Origin of the sequence: Streptomyces sp. NPDC005963, assembly GCF_040638655.1 — a bacterium.
In the GTDB taxonomy this organism is placed as follows: domain Bacteria; phylum Actinomycetota; class Actinomycetes; order Streptomycetales; family Streptomycetaceae; genus Streptomyces.
In genome coordinates this window covers 270885-290599 of sequence record NZ_JBEXVD010000003.1, presented here as the reverse complement: position 1 = coordinate 290599, position 19715 = coordinate 270885, and the positions used below count along the sequence as shown (strand labels likewise).

Genomic DNA, 19715 nt, shown 5'->3' with positions numbered 1-19715 from the left:
AACCCGTTACGCTAGAGAGTCGCCCCCTGCCAGCCCACGAAAGTCCAGAGATGTCTGCTGCTGAGTCTGCTGCGTCGGTGTTTCCCCAGCTCGAAGCTCTACTCCCGCATGTGCAGAAGCCCATCCAGTACGTCGGCGGTGAGCTCAACTCCACCGTCAAGGAGTGGGAGAGCTGTGACGTCACATGGGCTCTGATGTACCCCGACGCCTACGAGGTCGGATTGCCCAACCAGGGCGTCATGATCCTCTATGAGGTGTTGAACGAGCGCGAGGGCGTACTGGCGGAGCGCACCTACAGCGTCTGGCCCGACCTGGAAGCGTTGATGCGGGAGCACGGCGTACCGCAGTTCACCGTGGACAGCCACCGTCCGGTCAAGGCGTTCGACGTCTTCGGGCTCAGCTTCTCCACCGAACTCGGCTACACCAACATGCTCACCGCCCTCGATCTTGCCGGGATCCCCCTTGAGGCGAAGGACCGCGGACTCGACGACCCGATCGTGCTCGCCGGGGGCCACGCCGCCTTCAACCCCGAGCCGATCGCGGACTTCATCGACTGCGCGGTCATCGGGGATGGCGAGCAGGCCGTCCTCGACATGACCGAGATCGTCCGCGCCTGGAAGGCCGAGGGCCGTCCGGGAGGTCGTGAGGAGGTCCTCTTCCGGCTGGCCAGGACCGGCGGCGTCTACGTGCCCGCCTTCTACGACGTGGAGTACCTCCCCGACGGCCGCATCGGGCGCGTGGTCCCCAACAAGTCGGGCGTGCCCTGGCGCGTGTCCAAGCACACCGTCATGGACCTCGACGAATGGCCCTACCCCAAGCAGCCGTTGGTCCCGCTCGCGGAGACCGTCCACGAGCGGATGTCCGTCGAGATCTTCCGCGGCTGCACCCGCGGCTGCCGCTTCTGCCAGGCCGGCATGATCACGCGTCCCGTACGGGAGCGAAGCATCACCGGCATCGGCGACATGGTGGAGAAGGGACTCAAGGCGACCGGGTTCGAAGAGGTGGGTCTGCTCTCGCTCTCCAGCGCCGACCACTCCGAGATCGGCGACATCGCCAAGGGCCTCGCCGACCGGTACACGGAGGACAAGATCGGCCTGTCCCTCCCCTCGACCCGCGTCGATGCCTTCAACGTCGACCTCGCCAACGAACTGACCCGCAACGGACGGCGCTCCGGACTCACCTTCGCCCCCGAGGGCGGTTCCGAGCGGCTCCGCAAGGTCATCAACAAGATGGTCTCCGAAGAGGACCTCATCCGCACCGTCGCCACCGCCTACGGCAACGGCTGGCGGCAGGTGAAGCTGTACTTCATGTGCGGTCTGCCCACCGAGACCGACGAAGACGTCCTCCAGATCGGCGACATGGCGGTCAACGTCATCGCCAAGGGACGCGAGGTCTCCGGCTCCAACGACATCCGCTGCACGGTCTCCATCGGCGGTTTCGTCCCCAAGCCCCACACCCCCTTCCAGTGGGCCCCGCAGTTGAGCGCCGAGGAGACGGACGCCCGACTGGAGAAGCTGCGCGACAAGATCCGCGGCGACAAGAAGTACGGCCGCTCCATCGGCTTCCGCTACCACGACGGCAAGCCCGGCATCGTGGAGGGACTCCTCTCCCGCGGCGACCGCAGGATCGGATCGGTCATCCGGGCCGTCTACGAGGACGGCGGCCGGTTCGACGGCTGGCGCGAACACTTCTCGTACGACCGCTGGATGGCGTGCGCCGACAAGGCCCTGCCCGAGTTCGGGGTGGACGTCGACTGGTACACGACGCGGGAGCGCACCTACGAGGAGGTCCTGCCGTGGGACCACCTGGACTCCGGTCTCGACAAGGACTGGCTCTGGGAGGACTGGCAGGACGCGCTGGACGAGACCGAGGTCGAGGACTGCCGCTGGACGCCGTGCTTCGACTGTGGGGTCTGTCCTCAGATGGACACGCAGATCCAGATCGGCCCCACCGGCAAGAAGCTGCTGCCGCTGTCGGTGAAGACCCCGACCTGAGCAGCGGTGATGCCGGTCGGCTGAGGTACTGACTCCGACCGGCACGACGGACCGGAGCGTCCCGAGTTCCGCCGGGGACTCGGGACGGAGCAGTAGATCGAGTAGCGTCCGCACGAGGTCGCGCCGCGGTGCGGCCTCCCGTGCCTCGCGAGATCCCTGCCCGTCCTGCCCTCGGAGTCCTCACACATGCCCCAGCCCTCATGAGCGACATATCCCGTACGCCGGGCCGCCCCTCCGACGGCACGGGTACGGGGGGCTGTCTCGGTGCCGCCGTGCGCGTGCCCGTGCGGATCGTGGTGCTGGTCGTCGTGGTACCGCTCCGGGTTCTGTTGGACCTGCTGGTGGCGCTGGGCAGGGGAGTGCGACGGCATCTGTTGGAGCCCCTGCGGCCGGCACTGCGGTGGTTCGGCGAGCACGTGATGGCGCCACTGGGGCGTGCACTCGTGTGGGTACTGCGCGTTCTGATCAAACTGCTCTTCGTCTGGCCGTGGGTCGGCCTCTGGCGCTATCTGCTGGTGCCGCTGGCCACCTACGGCATCGCGGCACCCCTCGTCTGGATCTACCGCGAGGTCCTCACCCGGCTCGGCCGGCTCTCCGCGCCCTTGCTGCGGTACGCACTGATCGTCCCGCTCCACTGGATCTACACCTGGGTCCTCACACCGCTCGGCCGGGGCAGCAGCTGGGTGGTGCGCAGTTGCTGGGAGGGGTTGCTCTGGTGTCTCGTCCACCTGGTGGTGCGGCCGTTCGTCTGGCTGGTCAAGCATGTGATCGCCCCGCCGTTCGCCCTGCTCTGGCGTCGTGTGCTCGCCCCGGCCCTCGGCTTCGCCTGGAAGGTCGCCGGGCGCGTCTCCCGTGCGCTGGGCAGTGCGCTGCGCTGGTTCTACCGGACGATCTGCACACCGGTCGGGCACGTGCTGCGCGACAGCTTCTGGCGACCCGCCCGTACCGCCGCCGCTGAGGCGTGGGGAGCGGCCCGTACAGCCCTGCGATCGGTGCGGGGAGCCGTCCGCGGAGAGGGACGCAACAGCCGGTGAGCAGCCTCGGCGAAGGCCCGGGTAGCGGAACGTGGGGAACCGGTGGGGCCGGCGAAGCGTACTCTGGGTAGTACGACGACTGTCCCCGGCGCGGCGGCCGGCCCCGAGATCTCCCTCCGCCAGGAGGGGTGAGCCGGGCAGGCCCCCACGGGAAGCCGAATTCCCGAGGGCGGGCGCGCCACCCGCGCCCGCCCCGCAGCGAGGAGAAGAACCCCTGGGCAAGCGACAGCCCGAAGGCCCGCCGCCCGCACCTGCGGTGCAGCGCATCAGACTGCGCTACACCAAGCGTGGCCGCCTCCGGTTCACCAGTCACCGCGACTTCCAGCGCGCCTTCGAGCGGGCTCTTCGGCGTGCCGAGGTGCCGATGGCGTACTCGGCTGGTTTCACCCCGCACCCCAAGGTGTCGTATGCCAATGCCGCACCCACCGGCACGGGCAGCGAGGCCGAGTACCTGGAGATCGCCCTCACCCAGCACCGTGATCCGATCACCCTGCGTGAGTTGCTCAACGAGTCCCTGCCGCCCGGCTTGGACATCACCGACGCGGTGGAGGCACGCACCTCTGGCCTCGCCGATCGCCTCACCGCCTCGGTGTGGGAACTGAGGCTCGAAGGGGTCGAGGTCGCCGACGCGGAGCGGGCCGTGGCCGCTTTCCTCCAGGCGCAGACCGTGGAGGTCCAGCGCAGGACGAAGAACGGGATGCGGACGTTCGACGCCCGGGTCGCAGTGGCCCAGCTCACGGCTCATGCGCAGCCTGATAGGACGGCGGTCGGGCCCTGTGCGATACTGCGGCTGGTTGTTCGGCACGTAACGCCTGCCGTGCGACCCGACGACGTCCTGTCCGGTCTCCGCGCTGTGGCCGACCTGGCGCCGCCGGTCCCCGCAGCGGTGACCAGGCTGGCGCAGGGGCTCTTCGACGAGGAGTCCGGCACGGTGACCGACCCGCTCGCGCTCGACCGCGAGGCAGTTCCGGCCGCTCCACCCACGGCCGTCGGGACGGCCTCCCCCCAGCTCGGCTAGGGGGCCCGCGACGGCGCGCGTGCCACATCGGTCCCGCCGCGCATCCAGGCAGTCGTCGTAGCGCAGCCCTGGCACTCGGGAGCCACCTGGGTCGGGCCGCGCGAAGCCCAGAAGACTTTCGCCAGGCCGTGCGTACATCGCGTACGGAACCGGCGAGCCAGACATCAGCTCCCGTGCGGCGCACGCGCCCCGGACGGCGGTACCGCGTATGTGCGGACCGTGACCGGACCGGAAAGAGGCGCGGCGCCCGGGAGCGTGACGGGAGAACCGCCCGCAATGCACCAGTCGAATGAGCCCGGCACCGCCGGGAACACCGAAGACCGTAACTCGCCGAGCGACACCCTGCCGCCGCGCCGTCGGCGCCGGGCTGCGTCCCGACCCGCGGGGCCGCCCGGTGCCGCAGAGGCCACGGCACCTGTCGCCGAGACCGACGCCGCATCGGTGTCGGTGGAGGCTCCGGCCGTTGTTGAGCCGATTGAGGAGGCTCCTGCGCCGCGTACTCGCCGCCGTGCCACGCGGAAGGTTTCTACTCCTGAGCCGGTTGTTGCCGAGCCTGCTGCTGAGGAGGCTGTTGCGGTGAGCGAGGAGCCTGTGGTGGAGGTTGCTGCGCCGCGTCGGCGTCGTCGTGCTTCTGCGCCTGCCGGTGCGCCGGTGGCTGCTGAGGCTGTGGCGCCTACCGCGGAGGCCGATGCCGAGGCCGAGGCCGCTGAGCCGATTGAGGAGGCTCCTGCGCCGCGTACTCGCCGCCGTGCCACGCGGAAGGTTTCTGCACCCGAGCCGGTCGCCGCCGAACCCGCTGCTGAGGAGTCCGCTCCGGAAGCGGCCGTCGACGAGCCCGCCGCAGAGGCCGAAGAGAGTGCCGCTCCGCGCAAGCGTCGCCGTGCCACCCGCCAGGTTTCTACTCCGGAGCCGGTTGTTGCCGAGCCTGCTGTTGAGGAGGCTGTTGCGGTGAGCGAGGAGCCTGTGGTGGAGGTTTCTGCGCCGCGTCGGCGTCGTCGTGCTTCTGCGCCTGCCGGTGCGCCGGTGGCTGCTGAGGCCGCGGCCCCTGCCGCTGAGGCCGAGGCTCCGGCTGCTGTCGAGCCGGTTGTGGAGGCTCCTGCGCCGCGTACCCGCCGCCGTGCCACCCGTGAGACCACCGCCCCCGTCGAGTCGCCCGCCGCTGCCGTGGCGGAGAGCGCCACCGCCGCTGAGGCCCAGCCCGCGGCGGCGCAGACCGCGCCGCAGGAGCAGGCCCCGGCCGAGCAGAACGCGCCCCGTGGCCGGGCCCGCCGTCGTGTCGTCTCGCCCGAGTTCACCGCCCAGCCGGCGAAGAGCGCGGAGGAGGGCTCCCGTGCCCGCCGCGCGGCCCGTCCCGCAGTGGCCGTCTTCCAGGCCCCCGTGTTCACCGAGCCGATGTTCCAGACCCCGGAGACGGCCGCTGCCGCCGCTGCCGCAGCCGCTCTGGACGTCGAGGACGAGGACGAGGAGCTGACGGAGACCCCCGAGGCGGAGGTTTCCGCACCCGCCGCACCCGCACCCGCTCCCGCCGAGCCCACCGGCCGTCGTCGGCGTCGTCGCCGGGGTGAGCCCGCAGCCGCCCCCGCCGAGCAGGACGAGCGCGACGAGCGCCACGCCGCCGACGAGGTGCCGCAGAGCACCGACGAGCCCGAAGCGGTGGACGCGTCCGACGGCGACGACCACGACGAGCACGACGACTCCGGGGACCGTCCCTCACGCCGCCGCCGCCGTGGCGGCCGTCGCCGCCGCCGGGGCGAGAACGCCGACGGCGAGGCCGACGAGCAGCAGTTCGACGAGCCCGCCCAGGAGGAGGGCGAGTCGTCGGACGAGGGTGACGAAGGTGACGAGCACCACGACTCCGACGCCGATGAGGACTCCGGTGCCTCCGCCACCACCTCCAGCAGCCGTCGTCGGCGCCGTCGTCGGCGCCGCAGCGGTGAGCCCGTGGCCGACGAGGAGCAGGGCACCGGCGACCCTGAGCGCACGGTCGTGAAGGTGCGCGAGCCGAGGGCCTCCCGGGCCAAGGGCGATGACGCGTCCGACTTCCAGGACGCCGTGCAGTCCATCAAGGGCTCCACGCGTCTGGAGGCGAAGAAGCAGCGCCGCCGCGAAGGCCGCGAGCAGGGCCGCCGCCGTGTTCCGATCATCACCGAGGCGGAGTTCCTGGCCCGCCGAGAGGCCGTGGAGCGGGTGATGGTCGTCCGCCAGAGCGGCGAGCGCACCCAGATCGGCGTCCTTGAGGACAACGTGCTCGTCGAGCACTACGTCAACAAGGAGCAGGCCACCTCGTACGTCGGCAACGTCTACCTGGGCAAGGTGCAGAACGTACTGCCCTCCATGGAGGCGGCGTTCGTCGACATCGGCAAGGGCCGCAACGCGGTCCTGTACGCCGGCGAGGTCAACTTCGAGTCGCTCGGCATGGCCAACGGCCCGCGCCGCATCGAAGCCGCGCTCAAGTCCGGCCAGTCCGTGCTCGTCCAGGTGACGAAGGACCCGATCGGCCACAAGGGCGCCCGGTTGACCAGCCAGGTCTCCCTGCCCGGCCGCTATCTGGTGTACGTCCCCGAAGGGTCGATGACCGGCATCAGCCGCAAGCTGCCCGACACCGAGCGCGCCCGGTTGAAGACCATCCTCAAGAAGATCGTCCCCGAGGACGCCGGCGTCATCGTGCGCACCGCGGCCGAGGGTGCCAGCGAGGACGAGTTGCGCCGTGATGTGGAGCGCCTCCAGTCGCAGTGGGAGGACATCCAGAAGAAGGCGAAGGGCGGCGGCGGTTCCCATGCGCCCGCACTGCTCTACGGCGAGCCGGACATGACCGTCCGTGTGGTGCGCGACATCTTCAACGAGGACTTCTCGAAGGTCATCGTCAGCGGCTCCGAGGCGTGGGAGACCATCCACGGCTACGTTTCGCACGTGGCGCCCGACCTCGTCGACCGACTTCAGCGCTGGACCAGCGAGGTCGACGTCTTCGCGACCTACCGGATCGACGAGCAGTTGATGAAGGCACTGGACCGCAAGGTCTGGCTGCCGTCCGGCGGTTCGCTCGTCATCGACAAGACCGAGGCCATGATCGTGGTCGACGTCAACACCGGTAAGTTCACCGGCCAGGGCGGCAACCTGGAGGAGACCGTCACCAGGAACAACCTGGAGGCGGCCGAGGAGATCGTCCGTCAGCTGCGGCTGCGCGACCTCGGCGGCATCGTCGTCGTCGACTTCATCGACATGGTGCTCGAATCCAACCGCGATCTGGTGATGCGTCGACTGCTGGAGTGCCTGGGCCGGGACCGGACCAAGCACCAGGTTGCCGAAGTCACCTCGCTGGGCCTGGTTCAGATGACCCGTAAGCGCGTGGGTCAGGGCCTGTTGGAGTCCTTCTCGGAGACCTGCGTCCACTGCAACGGTCGCGGTGTGATCGTGCACATGGAGCAGCCGTCCTCCGTGGGCGGTGGCGGTGGCGGCAAGCGTTCCAAGAAGCGTGGCCGCGGTGGCTCGGAGCAGACGCACGACCACGACACGACCGTTGCCGACGAGCGGGTGGAGACCGAGGCGGAGGTCGCCGCGGAGGTGGCGGAGCCCGCCGCGCTCGCCGAGCCCGAGTTCGTACCGGACGAGGAGCTCTACAGCAGTGCCGCCGAGGCGGAGGCCGCAGCCCAGCGCGGCGGCCGTGGTCGTCGTCGGGCGACGCGTCGGGCGTCGGCTCCCAGCGGGGCGCCGCGGTCCAGCGAGGCCAAGGCGAGCGCCGAGGCGAAGCCCGCGGTGGAGCCGGAGCCCCGGCCCGAGCCGCAGCCCGCGGCCGAGGAGACCTCGGTCTCCGAGCCGGAGGTCCAGGAGGCGGCCCCTGTCGGCCGTACCCGCCGTCGTGCCACCCGCAAGGCGACCGCTCCCGCCGGTGCGCCCGCGGTGACCGAGTCGGAGGCGGCAACCGTCGTGGAGCCGACTCCGGAAGCCGTGGCGGCTCCCCAGGAGACCGCCGAGGCACCGGTCGAGGCGCCGGCCGTCGAGGCCGCACCGCCGAGGGCCCGTCGTCGGGTGACCCGCAAGGTCACCGCTCCTGCCGGTTCCCCCTCGGGCGCCGAGGAGGCCGCGGTCGTCGTGGTCGCTGCCGAGCCGAAGGCCCAGCCGGTCGAGAGCGATGCCGTGCCGTCCGAGGCCCAGGCCACCGACACGCCCGATGCCGCTGCCGCCGAAAGTGTCGAAGCCGCTCCCGCCAAGAAGACGGCGGCGCGCAAGACGGCCAAGAAAGCAACGGCGAAGAAGGCGGCCGTCAAGAAGACGACCGCCAAGAAGACCGCTGCGAAGAAGACGACCGCCAAGAAGGCCAGCGCGAAGAAGACTTCCGCGGCCGAGCAGCAGGCGCCCGCGTCTGTGACGGCGGCCACCGAGAGCTGAACAACTGATGTGCCCTCAGTGAACGAATCGTGTCCCATCCCACAGACTCCGGGATGGGACACGGTTTTTGTCTCCGAATTGATGCAGTCCCGGGTTAAGGGCCCCCGAAATTGCCTAGGAAATCCCTGATAATGTGACGGCGGTCGCTGCCGGGTTTGTGGAACCCGTTCCGGACACTCCGGCGGGTGACCGGCCCGGCTCGGGACACGACCGGTCCCAGATCCTCGGTAGGGCGTTGGCTTTGCGCCGAAGGGGTGTGCACGGCCTCGCGAGACGTCCGCACCGCCCCAGACCTCCTGCCACAGAGAGCTCTTGCGGTGTTCAAGGAGGACGTCCATGACGAGCAGCAATCAGCAGCCCATTCCCGCTGCCCGCCCGATCATCGGTGAAGAAGAGATCGAGGCGGCAGTACGGGTTCTGCGCACCGGGCGCGTCGTACAGGGCCCCGAAGTGGCGGCCTTCGAAGAAGGATTCTCCGAGTTGGTGGACGGTCGACACTGCGTCGCCGTGAACTCGGGCACATCTGCGCTCCACCTGCTGTTGTTGGCACTCGGCATCGGCCCGGGCGACGAGGTGATCGTTCCCTCGTTCACGTTCGCCGCCACCGCCAACGTGGTGCGGCTGGTCGGTGCCGACCCCGTTTTCGCCGACATCGATGCCGACGACTACGGCCTCTCCCCGGCCGCCGTCGAGGCCGCCATCACACCGCGCACCGCCGCGATCATGCCGGTGCACCTCTACGGGCACCCCGCCGCGATGGACCAGCTCATGGCGATCGCAGCCAAGCACAAGCTGGCCGTCGTCGAGGACGCCTGCCAGGCACACGCCGCGGCGCTGAACGGCACTCCGGTCGGTGCCTTCGGCGTCGGTGGCACCTTCAGCTTCTACCCGACGAAGAACATGCACTCCCTTGAGGGCGGCATGGTCTCCACGGGCGACGCCGAGATCGCCCGTACCCTGCGCCTCCTGCGCAACCAGGGCATGGAGCAGCGGTACGCCAACGAGATCGTCGGTGTGAACATGCGCCTGACGGACGTCGCCGCCGCGGTCGGCCGCGTACAGCTGGCCAAGCTGGCGGGCTGGACCGAGCAGCGCATTGCGAACGCCGCCTACCTCACCGAGCACATCACCGCGCCCAATGTGACCACTCCGGTCGTCGCGCCGGGCGCGCGTCACATCTACCACCAGTACACGATCCGCTTCAGCGGTGACCGTGACGCCGCGATGGCGAAGCTCACCGAAGCCGGTGTCGGCAACGCCGTCTACTACCCGACCCCGGTCCACCGGCTGCGGCCGTTCTGGGAGCCGGACCAGAAGGCCGGCCGCATCTGGGACCTTCCCGAGACCGAGCGAGCCGCTGCCGAGGTCATCTCCCTGCCGGTGCATCCGTCGCTGTCCGCGGAAGACCTTGACCGCATCGTCGTCGCCGTGAATGACCTTGGAGAGAATCTGTGACCACCGCGGGAGCACAGGGGCTGCGCGCCGGACTGATCGGCCTGGGCTCGATGGGCCGCCACCACGCCCGGGTACTCGCCGGACTCGACGGAGTCCAGTTCGTCGGTGTCGTCGACCCGATGGGGGACAAGAACGGATGGGCGCAGGGCGCCCCCGTGCTCCCCACGGTCGAGGAGCTGATCACCCTTGGCATCGACTACGCGGTGGTGGCCTGTCCGACCGCCCTGCACGAGGAAGTCGGCCTCGCACTGGCCGATGCGGGCATAAGCGCCCTGATCGAGAAGCCGGTGGCGGACACCGTGGAGGGCGCGCGCCGACTGGTCGACGCGTTCGAGTCCCGCGGTCTGGTGGCCGGTGTCGGTCACATCGAGCGCTGCAACCCGGCGCTGCTCTCGCTGCGCCAGCGCCTTGAGGCCGGTGAGCTGGGAGACGTCTACCAGGTCGTCACGCGCCGCCAGGGCCCGTTCCCGCACCGCATCGCCGACGTCGGCGTGGTCAAGGACCTCGCGACCCACGACATCGACCTCACGGGTTGGGTGACCGGTCAGACCTACACCTCGATCTCCGCCCGCACGGTGTCGAAGTCGGGCCGCAAGCACGAGGACATGGTCTCCGCGGTCGGTCAGCTCTCCGACGGCACCATGGTCAACCACCTGGTGAACTGGCTGAGCCCGCTCAAGGAGCGTTTCACCTCGGTCACCGGTGAGAAGGGCTGTTTCATCGCGGACACCCTCACCGCCGACCTCACCTTCTACTCCAACGCCGCCCAGGCCACCGAGTGGGAGGCCCTCCAGGCGTTCCGCGGTGTTGCCGAGGGCGACATGATCCGTTACGCCATTCCGAAGCGTGAGCCGCTGCTGGTCGAGCACGAGCTGTTCCGCGACGCTGTTCTCGGCAAGGCGCATGACATCTGCACGCTGCGTCAGGGTCTGCGTACCGTCGAGGTGGCTGCCGCCGTCCTGGAGTCAGCGGCAGCCGGCGTCACCGTTCGTCTCGATGGCCTCGGCGGGGAATCTGCTTGACCCTCCGCCGTGGCGGTTGCCGCCGCTGATCTGCCGGTCCCCGGCTTCCTGTGCGACGGAGGCCGGGGACGCCGAACTCTGTCTTCCAAACGGAGGAAGTACGTCATGGAATCCCCTGCCCGCCGACCGCGGCTCGCGGTGATCGTCGCCAATGGAATCACCGGCGACTCGCGGGTTCAGAAGACTGCCGTCGCCGCGGCCCGCGACGGCTGGGACGTCACCCTGATCGGGAGGAGCGACACCAAGCGTGTCCAGCACTCCCGGATGGGTCCGATCGACGTGATCCGGGTACCGGTCGGTACCGACTACCTCCGTGCGGTGAACGCACGCAAGACCCACCCCGTGCGCGCTGCCGCCACTCAGTTCCAGATCCACGACCCGGCCGCGCTCAAGCGCTACAGCGCCGCCTACCGGGCCTGGGTGCGGGAGACGTCCGCGGAGACCAGCTGGGCCGGCGCCCCCCGCCGCACCTCCCTCAAGGTGATGCTGAGGGCGCGCAGGGCCGTGCACCGCATCCGGGTGAAGGCGTTCAAGTGGGAACAGCGCCGCCGCCCCAAGGACCCGGCGCCGATCGGTGACTGGCGCCGCGACTGGCCGCAGGTGATCGATCTCGACCTGGCGTTCGGCCCGGTCATCGAGAAGCTCCAGCCGGACGTCATCCACGCCAACGACGCCACCATGATCGTCACCGCCGCCCGCAGCGCCGCCCGCCTCAAGGCCCAGGGCCACCGCTGCACCTGGCTGTACGACGCCCACGAGTACATCAAGGGCGTCGAATGGCCCAATCCGCGGCAGGCGTCCGCGCTGCCCGCCATGGAGGCCGAGTACATCCGCCGCGCCGATGCCGTGGTCACCGTCTCCACCCAAATGGCCGAGCTGCTCAAGAACGACCATGGGCTGGGCACCCTGCCGCTGGTCGTCGGCAACTCACCGGTCCGTGAGGTCATCGGTTCCGGCAAGTCGCGTTCCTCGGTCCGCCAGGCGTGCGGTCTGGGACCCGAGGTCCCCCTGATGGTGTATTCGGGCTGGATCGGTCGCGAACGCGGTGTGGACGCGGTCATCGACGGACTGCCCGAGCTGCCCGGGTTCCACCTCGCCCTCGTCGTCGGCCGCACCACGCCGCTCCTGGAGGAGCTGCTGGCCCACGCCACCACCCTGGGCGTGCGCGACCGGATCCACCTCGTTCCGTACGTGCCGCAGCACGAGGTCGCCGACTACCTGTCCTCGGCGGACCTGGGACTGACCCCCTTCAAGCGGGTCCCCAACTGCGAGGTGTCGCTGCCGACGAAGGTCTCCGAGTACCTCCAGGCCAAGCTGCCGCTGGTCACCAGCGATGTGAAGGTCATCAAGGCGTACGTCCAGGAGCGCGGCCTCGGCGAGGTGTTCACCTGGGACGACCCGAAGACGTTCGCGGGCGCCGCGGCCCGTGCCATGGAGAAGCGGGAACAGCTCGCCCAGCAGATCACCGAGGACGTCCTCACCGAGCTCTCCTGGGAGGCGCAGAGCGGCAAGCTCCTCGCGCTCTACCGCGAACTGGCCGGGAAGACCCCGCCGGGCCCGCGCCCCGAAGTGTCCTGGACGGTTCAGGAGACCCCCGGAGCCGCCCGTACCGTCGAGGTCTCCGACGGTGACGGCACGCTGAGCTGGAAGAAGCTCGGTGGTACGCGGGTCAAGCTCGGCCTCGGCCCGGCCAACTACGCCGGTCAGGCCGCCGCGTACGCCCAGGCGATCACGCGCCTCAACCCGGACGTGTCCGCCGAGGTCGTGATGAACAAGCTTCCGCAGTCATTCGACTATCCCGCGGACGTCTATGTCGACGCCTCTCGCCTCACCGAACTCGACGTTCAGTTCGAACAGGTGCAGCGCATTGTCGGCCGCTATACGCATCTGCTCGTCGACGCCTTTATGCCGGTCTTCGGACAGCTCAATGGGCCGAATATCGCCGGTGACCTCGCAGCGCTCAAACAAGCGAAGATCAAGGTGGCGCTGCTCGCCCACGGCAGTGACATCCGGCACCCCGGACAGCACCTGGAGCGCCACGAGTTCTCACTGTTCCGTGATGCGCCCCCAGGAATCGCCAAGAAGCTCCAGGCCAAGGCGGAGGCGAACAAGCGGATCGCCGACGAGTGCGGTCTGCCGCTGTTCGTGACCACCCCCGACCTCCTCGACGACCTGCCGTCCGCCACCTGGGCCCCGCTCGTCGTCGACGTCGCCTCCTGGGGGACCGATCGCCCGGTGATGGAGCGCTCGCGGCCGGTCGTGATGCACGCCCCGTCCAAGCGCTGGACCAAGGGCACCGACCGGATCATGCCGATCCTCACCGAACTGCACGACAAGGGCGCGATCGACTTCCGGCTCGCCGAGGGCATCCCCTGGGCCGAGATGCAGGAACTCGTCAAGAGCTGTGACCTCGTGCTCGACCAGTTCACCACCGGTAGCTACGGAACGTTCGCGGTCGAGGCGATGGCGGCCGGCCGCCCCGTCGTCGGCTACATCAGCGACGAGGTCAAGGCCGTCACCGAGGGTGCCCTGCCGATCGTCAGCGCGACCCCCCGCAACCTCCGCGAAGTCCTGGAGTCCCTGATCGAAGACCCCGAGAACACCGCCCGCATCGGCCGTGACTCGGTGGAGTTCGCCCGCACTTACCACGACGGGACCTGGACCGCGCAGGTTCTGAGTGGCTTCCTCAAGTGACCGGTCCAGAAAGGCTGTTCATGGAAAAGCAGAGTGCCGACGCGGGCCGTCCCGCCAAGGGGCGCGTCGTCATGCTGGTCGACAACAAGGTCGACGGCGACTCCCGGGTGCAGAAGGCGGCCGAGTCCGCCGCGGCGGCCGGCTGGGACGTCGTCCTCCTCGGTCTCGTACGCTCCGGCAACGGGCGCACCTGGAAGCTCGGTGACGCCGAGGTGCGGCTGCTGCCCCTGAAGACCCCGCTCGCCAAGCGACACGCCGAGCGCCACCGCTCACTGCTGCGCCGCCCGCTGGCCTACCCGCCGGGGCCGCTCGCCGCCTACCGCCGGCAGTGGGCCAAGGCGTGGCGCGCCGATGTCGCCACCCGGCGTGCCGCCCTGCGCGTGGCGCCCGCAGCGGTGGGCTCGCCGCTGTTCCGCAAGACGGAGCAGGCCCGACTGGTCGTCGCGGGTCCGGTCTCCAAGTTCCTCCAGAAGTGGGTCGGGCTCCGCTCCCGGCAGACCACGCAGGCGCAGAAGGCCGGCCGTGCGCTGCGCGGCCCGCTCGACCGTGCCTTCACCGCCTCCTGGAAGACCGTCAAGGGGCCCCGCGCCTGGCGCCGACTGGAGCCGGTGCTGTGGGACTACGAGCTCACCTACGGCAAGGAGATCGACGCCCTCAAGCCCGATCTGATCCACGCCAACGACTTCCGGATGCTCGGTGTGGGGGCGCGGGCCGCGGTGCGCGCCCGGGCTGCCGGCCGCCCGTGCAAGCTCGTCTGGGACGCCCATGAGTTCCTGCCCGGGGTGCGCCCCTGGGAGGACAACGCCCACTGGATCCCGGGCAACACGGCGCACGAGAGCGAGTTCGCCCCGTACGCCGATGCCGTGGTCACGGTGTCGGAGGGCCTCGGTGACCTGTTGCGCGAGCGACACGGTCTCAAGGAACAGCCCACCGTGGTGCTGAACGCTCCCGACCGGCCGGTCGACGTCGATCCGATCCTCGACGACGCCGACGAGCCCGTGCCGGACCTGCGGGCCCTGTGCGGCATCGGGCCCGAGGTGCCGCTGGTCGTCTACAGCGGTTCCCCCGGTGCGCAGCGGGGCCTGGGCGACATGGTGGAGGCGCTGCCGAAGCTGGACGGCGTCCACATGGCCTTCGTGGTGCCCGCGCCCGCCGCGGGGTACATCCAGGGGCTGCTGCGCCGCGCCGAGGAGTTGGGCGTGGGCGAGCGGCTGCACGCGGTGCCGTACGTGCCGCACTGGCAGGTGGTGCGCTTCCTGTCGGCCGCCGACGTGGGGTGCATTCCGATCCACCACTGGCCCAATCACGAGATCGCGCTGATCACCAAGTTCTTCGAGTACTCGCACGCCAGGCTGCCGCTGGTGGTCAGCGATGTGAAGACCATGTCCGAGGTCACTCGTTCCACCGGGCAGGGCGAGATCTGCAAGGCCGAGGACGTCGACGACCTGGCACGGGCGATCAAGGCCGTGCTGGCCGATCCCGAGCGCTACCGCGCCGCCTACGACAAGCCCGGTCTGCTCGACAACTGGACGTGGGAGGCGCAGGCCGAGGTCCTCGATGCGCTGTACTCCCATCTGGTGACCGGCAAGCCCGCTGCCGGGGGTGGCGCATGACCAGAACCCCGGACGTCACGGTCGTCATCGCGGTCTACAACACGATGCCGTATCTGACGGAGTGTCTGAACTCGCTGCTCGGACAGACCATCGGTCGGGACCGGTTGGAGATCGTGGCCGTCGACGACGGTTCGACCGACGACAGCGGCAAGGAGTTGGACCGCTTCGCCGAGCGCTACCCCGATGTTCTGAAGGTGGTCCACCAGGAGAACTCGGGCGGCCCGGCCGGCCCCAGCAACAGGGCCCTGGAACTGGCCACCGGCCGTTACGTCTACTTCATAGGCTCCGACGACTATCTCGGCGACGAGGCACTGAAACGGCTGGTGGACTACGCCGACAAGCACGAATCGGACGTGGTCGTCGGCAAGATGGTCGGCACCAACGGACGGTACGTCCACCAGGCGCTCTATCAGCAGAACGACCCGGACGTCAGCCTCTACGACTCGGCACTGCCCTTCACCCTCGCCAACACCAAGCTCTTCCGGCGCGAGTTGGTCGAGCGGCACGGGCTGCGCTTCCCCGAGGACCTGCCGGTCGGCAGCGACCAGCCGTTCACCATAGAAGCGTGCGTGCGGGCCCGTAGGATCTCCGTTCTCGCGGACTACACCTTCTACTACGCGGTCAAGCGCGGTGACGCGAGCAACATCACCTACCGCGCCAACCATCTGGCCCGGCTGCGGTGCACCGACCGGATCATGAAGCACACGGCCGCTCTCATCGAGCCGGGCCCTCAGCGCGACGCCGTCTTCAAGCGCCACTTCACCTGGGAACTCGCGAAACTCGTGCAGGGTGATTTCGCCACCCTCGACCGTGACGTCCAGTACCAGGTGTGCGCGGGCATCTCGCAGCTCGCCGACGACTACCTCACCGAGCCGCTCCAGGACTCCCTGAGTGTGCAGCCCCGGGTGCGGATCGCCTTGGCCCGCCGGGGTTCGGTCCATCGTCTGATCGAGGCCAATGCCGCCGAGACGCCCGGCAGCGCGGTGCCCTTCCTGCTGGAGGGCGAGCGGGCCTTCGCCCGCTACCCCGGCTTCCGGGACCCGGTGCTCGCGCTGGAGGACCGGGTCTTCGAGCTGATCGGGGAGGCTGCGCCCAAGCGGGTCGCGGAGGGCACTTCGCTGGTCTCCGCACAGTGGCAGCAGGCCGGTGATCAGATGGCCCTGACGATGTCGGTTCGCGTACCGGTTACCGGAACAATCGATTCCGCAGTGCTGCGGCTCGCCCCGAAGGCCCTGTCGAAGAACGCTGCCAAGACGGGCGCGCGACGGTTCCCCGTCGATGCCGCCCTGCCCCCCTTCGACGGGGAGCTGACCCGCGAGCCGACCGATGACGGCACCGGCACGCTCTTGAACGCCACGATTCCGCTGCCCGCGGTCAGCACCAAGGCTTTCGCCCGCGCCTATCTGGAGATCGCGGGCATCTGGCACGAGGTCGCGGTACCGACCAAGGACGTTCCCCTGCCCCTGGCTCGACGGTGGCGTGAGAGAGTCCCGTACCGTGTTTCGGCGACCGCCGGTCCGAACGGCGGTCTGGTGATTGCGACGGCCCCGCTCTGGGAACCCGCCCTGGGCGTGGGCAAGCGAGTGCGACAGACGATGTCCCGTGTGAAGAGGAAACTGACCCGATGAATATCTGTGTAGTCGCGCTCGGCAAGATCGGTCTGCCGCTCGCCGTGCAGTTCGCCGCCAAGGGCCACAAGGTCATCGGCGCGGACGTCAACGAGAAGGTCGTCGAACTGGTCAACGCCGGTACCGAGCCCTTCCCCGGCGAGCACGACCTGGACCGACTGCTCAAGGAGACCGTGGGCGCGGGTCTGCTGACCGCCACCACCGACACCGCGGCGGCCGTGGCCGACTCCGACGCCGTCGTGGTCGTCGTCCCGCTCTTCGTGGACGCCGAGGGCACCCCCGACTTCGGCTGGATGGACTCCGCCACCCGGGCCATCGCCCGCGGACTCAAGCCCGGCACCCTCGTCTCGTACGAGACCACACTGCCGGTCGGCACCACCCGGACCCGTTGGGCCCCCATGCTGGAAGAGGGCTCCGGGCTCACCGCGGGCGAGGACTTCCACCTCGTCTTCTCGCCGGAGCGGGTCCTCACCGGCCGGGTCTTCGCCGATCTGCGCCGCTACCCCAAGCTCGTCGGCGGCATCGACGACGCCTCGGCACGCCACGGTGTCGACTTCTACGAGCAGGTGCTCGACTTCGACGAGCGCGACGACCTGCCCCGCCCCAACGGCGTGTGGGACCTGGGCACCGCCGAGGCTTCCGAACTGGCCAAGCTGGCCGAGACGACCTACCGCGATGTCAACATCGGTCTGGCGAACCAGTTCGCCCGCTTCGCCGACCAGAACGACATCGACATCAAGAAGGTCATCGAAGCCTGCAACTCGCAGCCCTACAGCCACATCCACCAGCCGGGCATCGCCGTCGGCGGCCACTGCATCCCGATCTACCCCCGGATGTACCTGTGGAACGACCCCGAGGCCACCGTGGTGCGCTCGGCGCGCGAGGCGAACGCGGCCATGCCGGAGTACGCCGTGGATCTGCTGGCCGCGGCCTACGGGGACCTGAAGGACGCCGGTGTGCTCGTGCTCGGCGCCGCCTACCGCGGCGGTGTCAAGGAGACCGCGTTCTCCGGTGTCTACGGAGTCGTCGAGGCCCTCAAGGCGCGCGGTGCGGTTCCGTTCGTCTCCGACCCGATGTACACGGCCGATGAACTCACCGCCCACGGCCTGACCCCGCACGAGGGCCAGATCGTGACGGCGGCGATCCTCCAGGCCGATCACGCCGAGTACCGCGAGTTGGCGGCCACCGATCTGCCGGACGTCCGCGTCCTGGTCGACGGCCGGCGCACCACCGACCCGGCCCGCTGGGAAGGCGTGCGCCGCTTGGTCATCGGCGGCTGATCGGGTCCCCAGACAGTCCACGACGGACGGTCCACAGGGGGAAGGCCCCCCGCCCACATCTGTTTCCGTGGGCGGGGGGCCTTCCCCCTGTGTCGTTCGCGGCATCACGACCGCGGGATCGTGCCGGGTCAAGCGGTCGGTGCGCTCTTCCGCGCCGCTTCCGCCCGCTCCTCGATGGACAACTCGGGGACCCTCTCCTTCGCCAACCGGTTGCGCAGCCACCGCACCGAAGGCTTCTCCACCAACACGTGCACCACCCACGACAGCACGAGCAGCACACCGGTGGTGACCAACAGCGTCGGCCATGCGCCGAGTCGGCCGTACAGCTCCCGGATCATCGCCCAACCCAACTCCTCGTGGAGCAGATAGAGCGGGTACACCAGCGCGCCCGCGGTGGTGAGCCACTTCCAGTTGAACCAGCCCGCCTTGCGCAGCGCCACCGCCAGCACCAGCAGGTAGAAGACCGTGACCAGGGCGAGTGCGACGTACGGATCGCGGTCCAGGCCCTGCTTCTCGCGGACGTTGTCGGCGTGCTCGATCAGATCGCTCTGCATCACCAGCCAACTCGCGCCCAACAGGCCCCACAGCTTGAGGTCCGGTCCGAAGCGGTACATCAGATACATCGCGATGCCCGCCACGAAGAGGGCGGTGTTCAGCGGCTGGGCGAAGATCCCCAACAACGGGATGTCGTCCTGCTGGACGAGCACACTGGCGAGCAGCCACAGCCAGCAGAAGACCGAGACCCGTACGTAGTCCAGACCCTTCCAGAGCACCACCAGGAAGATCAGGTAGAAGGTGAGCTCCACCCACAGCGTCCAGTAGGCGCCGACCAGGTGCTGGGCCGACAGCGGCACCTGGACCATCGTCAGATTGGTCAGCGAGTCGCTGATGCTCGGCACCGCGCGCTGGCCGTCCGGCAGCCCCCGCCAGATCACCAGGGCCACCACCACGGAGAACCAGTACGCGGGGAAAAGCCGCAGGAAGCGCGCTCGTACGAACTGGCCCGGTGTCCGGTCCCACGCGGACAGGCATATGACGAAACCACTGATGATGAAGAACAGTTGGACGCCGTACGAGCCGTAGGACGTGATCGGGAAGAGTTCCGGGAACAGTTCCTTGGGATTCACACCCCAGTTGGCCTTGGTCGCCGCGTCGACACCGGTGAAGTGGAACAGCAGCACGGCCAGGGCGGCCACCACGCGCAGCGCGTCGAGCGCGTAGAGGCGCGGCGGGGCCTTTCTGGTTGGTGGTGCCGGAACGGCCGCGGTGCCGCTGCGGTCCGTGGTGGGAGGGGTGGCGACAGGAGTGTGGGACATGCGTCGGCCTTGCTCACGGGGGAGGGGGGCGTAGGAAACCGGTCTGCATCCTATGCACCAGCCGGAGACGCAGGGCTTCAGGGAGTGGGTTTCCTCACGTACACGCCAATTTCCGGCTTGGTCACGGTGGCGGGGGTGTTCCCGGAGGCCGGTGGGGCGTGTGATCCGCACCGGGTCGTCGCCCGAGCGTGGGTGTGCTGTGTCCATCCCGTACGGAGGGTTCGCCCACGCCCCGCACCCCACGCCCCGCGGAGCCGTGCACCGGGTCATGTCCG

Annotated in this window: 11 protein-coding genes; 10 read left to right on the top strand and 1 reads right to left on the bottom strand. The window is 69.4% G+C overall.

Features of this window, described 5'->3' with window-relative positions; all coding sequences use genetic code 11:
- Positions 1 to 50: 50 nt before the first annotated feature.
- The 10 genes from ABZ348_RS07330 to ABZ348_RS07285 all read left to right on the top strand — a co-directional run bounded on the left by ABZ348_RS07330 (position 51) and on the right by ABZ348_RS07285 (position 18124).
- A complete protein-coding gene (locus ABZ348_RS07330; protein WP_358930257.1) occupies positions 51 to 1994 on the top strand; it encodes a TIGR03960 family B12-binding radical SAM protein in 1944 nt (647 codons plus the stop codon).
- 200 nt (positions 1995 to 2194) lie between these two features.
- The gene (locus ABZ348_RS07325; RefSeq protein ID WP_358930256.1) at positions 2195 to 3028 is read left to right on the top strand and encodes a hypothetical protein; all 834 of its coding nucleotides are present in this window, start codon (positions 2195 to 2197) and stop codon (positions 3026 to 3028) included.
- 256 nt (positions 3029 to 3284) lie between these two features.
- Positions 3285 to 4046: a TIGR03936 family radical SAM-associated protein gene (locus tag ABZ348_RS07320; RefSeq protein WP_358930254.1), complete on the top strand. Its 762-nt coding sequence runs from the start codon at positions 3285 to 3287 to the stop codon at positions 4044 to 4046.
- A 276-nt stretch (positions 4047 to 4322) separates the two neighbouring features.
- Complete coding sequence (locus ABZ348_RS07315; RefSeq protein WP_358930252.1) at positions 4323 to 8432, top strand: Rne/Rng family ribonuclease; 4110 nt, start codon at positions 4323 to 4325, stop codon at positions 8430 to 8432.
- Positions 8433 to 8768: 336 nt separating this feature from the next.
- Positions 8769 to 9887: a DegT/DnrJ/EryC1/StrS family aminotransferase gene (locus ABZ348_RS07310; protein WP_358930250.1), complete on the top strand. Its 1119-nt coding sequence runs from the start codon at positions 8769 to 8771 to the stop codon at positions 9885 to 9887.
- Positions 9884 to 10909 carry a Gfo/Idh/MocA family oxidoreductase gene (locus ABZ348_RS07305; protein WP_358930248.1) on the top strand — a complete coding sequence of 342 codons (1026 nt, stop codon included), beginning with the start codon at positions 9884 to 9886 and terminating at the stop codon, positions 10907 to 10909. The genes ABZ348_RS07310 and ABZ348_RS07305 overlap by 4 nt, the downstream gene beginning before the upstream one ends.
- A 105-nt stretch (positions 10910 to 11014) precedes the next feature.
- Positions 11015 to 13603, top strand: a complete 2589-nt coding sequence (locus ABZ348_RS07300) for a glycosyltransferase (protein ID WP_358930246.1) — start codon at positions 11015 to 11017, stop codon at positions 13601 to 13603.
- A gap of 20 nt (positions 13604 to 13623) precedes the next feature.
- Positions 13624 to 15216 carry a glycosyltransferase family 4 protein gene (locus tag ABZ348_RS07295; RefSeq protein ID WP_358930245.1) on the top strand — a complete coding sequence of 531 codons (1593 nt, stop codon included), beginning with the start codon at positions 13624 to 13626 and terminating at the stop codon, positions 15214 to 15216.
- Positions 15213 to 16844, top strand: coding sequence for a glycosyltransferase family 2 protein (locus ABZ348_RS07290; protein WP_358930244.1), 1632 nt, complete (start codon positions 15213 to 15215; stop codon positions 16842 to 16844). The genes ABZ348_RS07295 and ABZ348_RS07290 overlap by 4 nt, the downstream gene beginning before the upstream one ends.
- Positions 16841 to 18124, top strand: a complete 1284-nt coding sequence (locus ABZ348_RS07285) for a nucleotide sugar dehydrogenase (protein ID WP_358930243.1) — start codon at positions 16841 to 16843, stop codon at positions 18122 to 18124. Before ABZ348_RS07290 ends, ABZ348_RS07285 begins: the two co-directional genes overlap by 4 nt.
- A gap of 128 nt (positions 18125 to 18252) precedes the next feature.
- Here ABZ348_RS07285 and ABZ348_RS07280 read toward each other — a convergent pair whose 3' ends face one another.
- Positions 18253 to 19440: an acyltransferase gene (locus tag ABZ348_RS07280; RefSeq protein ID WP_358930242.1), complete on the bottom strand. Its 1188-nt coding sequence runs from the start codon at positions 19438 to 19440 to the stop codon at positions 18253 to 18255.
- Between the last annotated feature and the right edge of the window lie 275 nt (positions 19441 to 19715).

Coding starts and splice junctions, on each gene's coding strand:
- ABZ348_RS07330 (WP_358930257.1), top strand. CDS start 51: ATGTCTGCTGCTGAGTCTGCTGCGTCGGTGTTTCCCCAGCTCGAAGCT.
- ABZ348_RS07325 (WP_358930256.1), top strand. CDS start 2,195: ATGAGCGACATATCCCGTACGCCGGGCCGCCCCTCCGACGGCACGGGT.
- ABZ348_RS07315 (WP_358930252.1), top strand. CDS start 4,323: ATGCACCAGTCGAATGAGCCCGGCACCGCCGGGAACACCGAAGACCGT.
- ABZ348_RS07310 (WP_358930250.1), top strand. CDS start 8,769: ATGACGAGCAGCAATCAGCAGCCCATTCCCGCTGCCCGCCCGATCATC.
- ABZ348_RS07300 (WP_358930246.1), top strand. CDS start 11,015: ATGGAATCCCCTGCCCGCCGACCGCGGCTCGCGGTGATCGTCGCCAAT.
- ABZ348_RS07295 (WP_358930245.1), top strand. CDS start 13,624: ATGGAAAAGCAGAGTGCCGACGCGGGCCGTCCCGCCAAGGGGCGCGTC.
- ABZ348_RS07290 (WP_358930244.1), top strand. CDS start 15,213: ATGACCAGAACCCCGGACGTCACGGTCGTCATCGCGGTCTACAACACG.
- ABZ348_RS07285 (WP_358930243.1), top strand. CDS start 16,841: ATGAATATCTGTGTAGTCGCGCTCGGCAAGATCGGTCTGCCGCTCGCC.
- ABZ348_RS07280 (WP_358930242.1), bottom strand. CDS start 19,440: ATGTCCCACACTCCTGTCGCCACCCCTCCCACCACGGACCGCAGCGGC.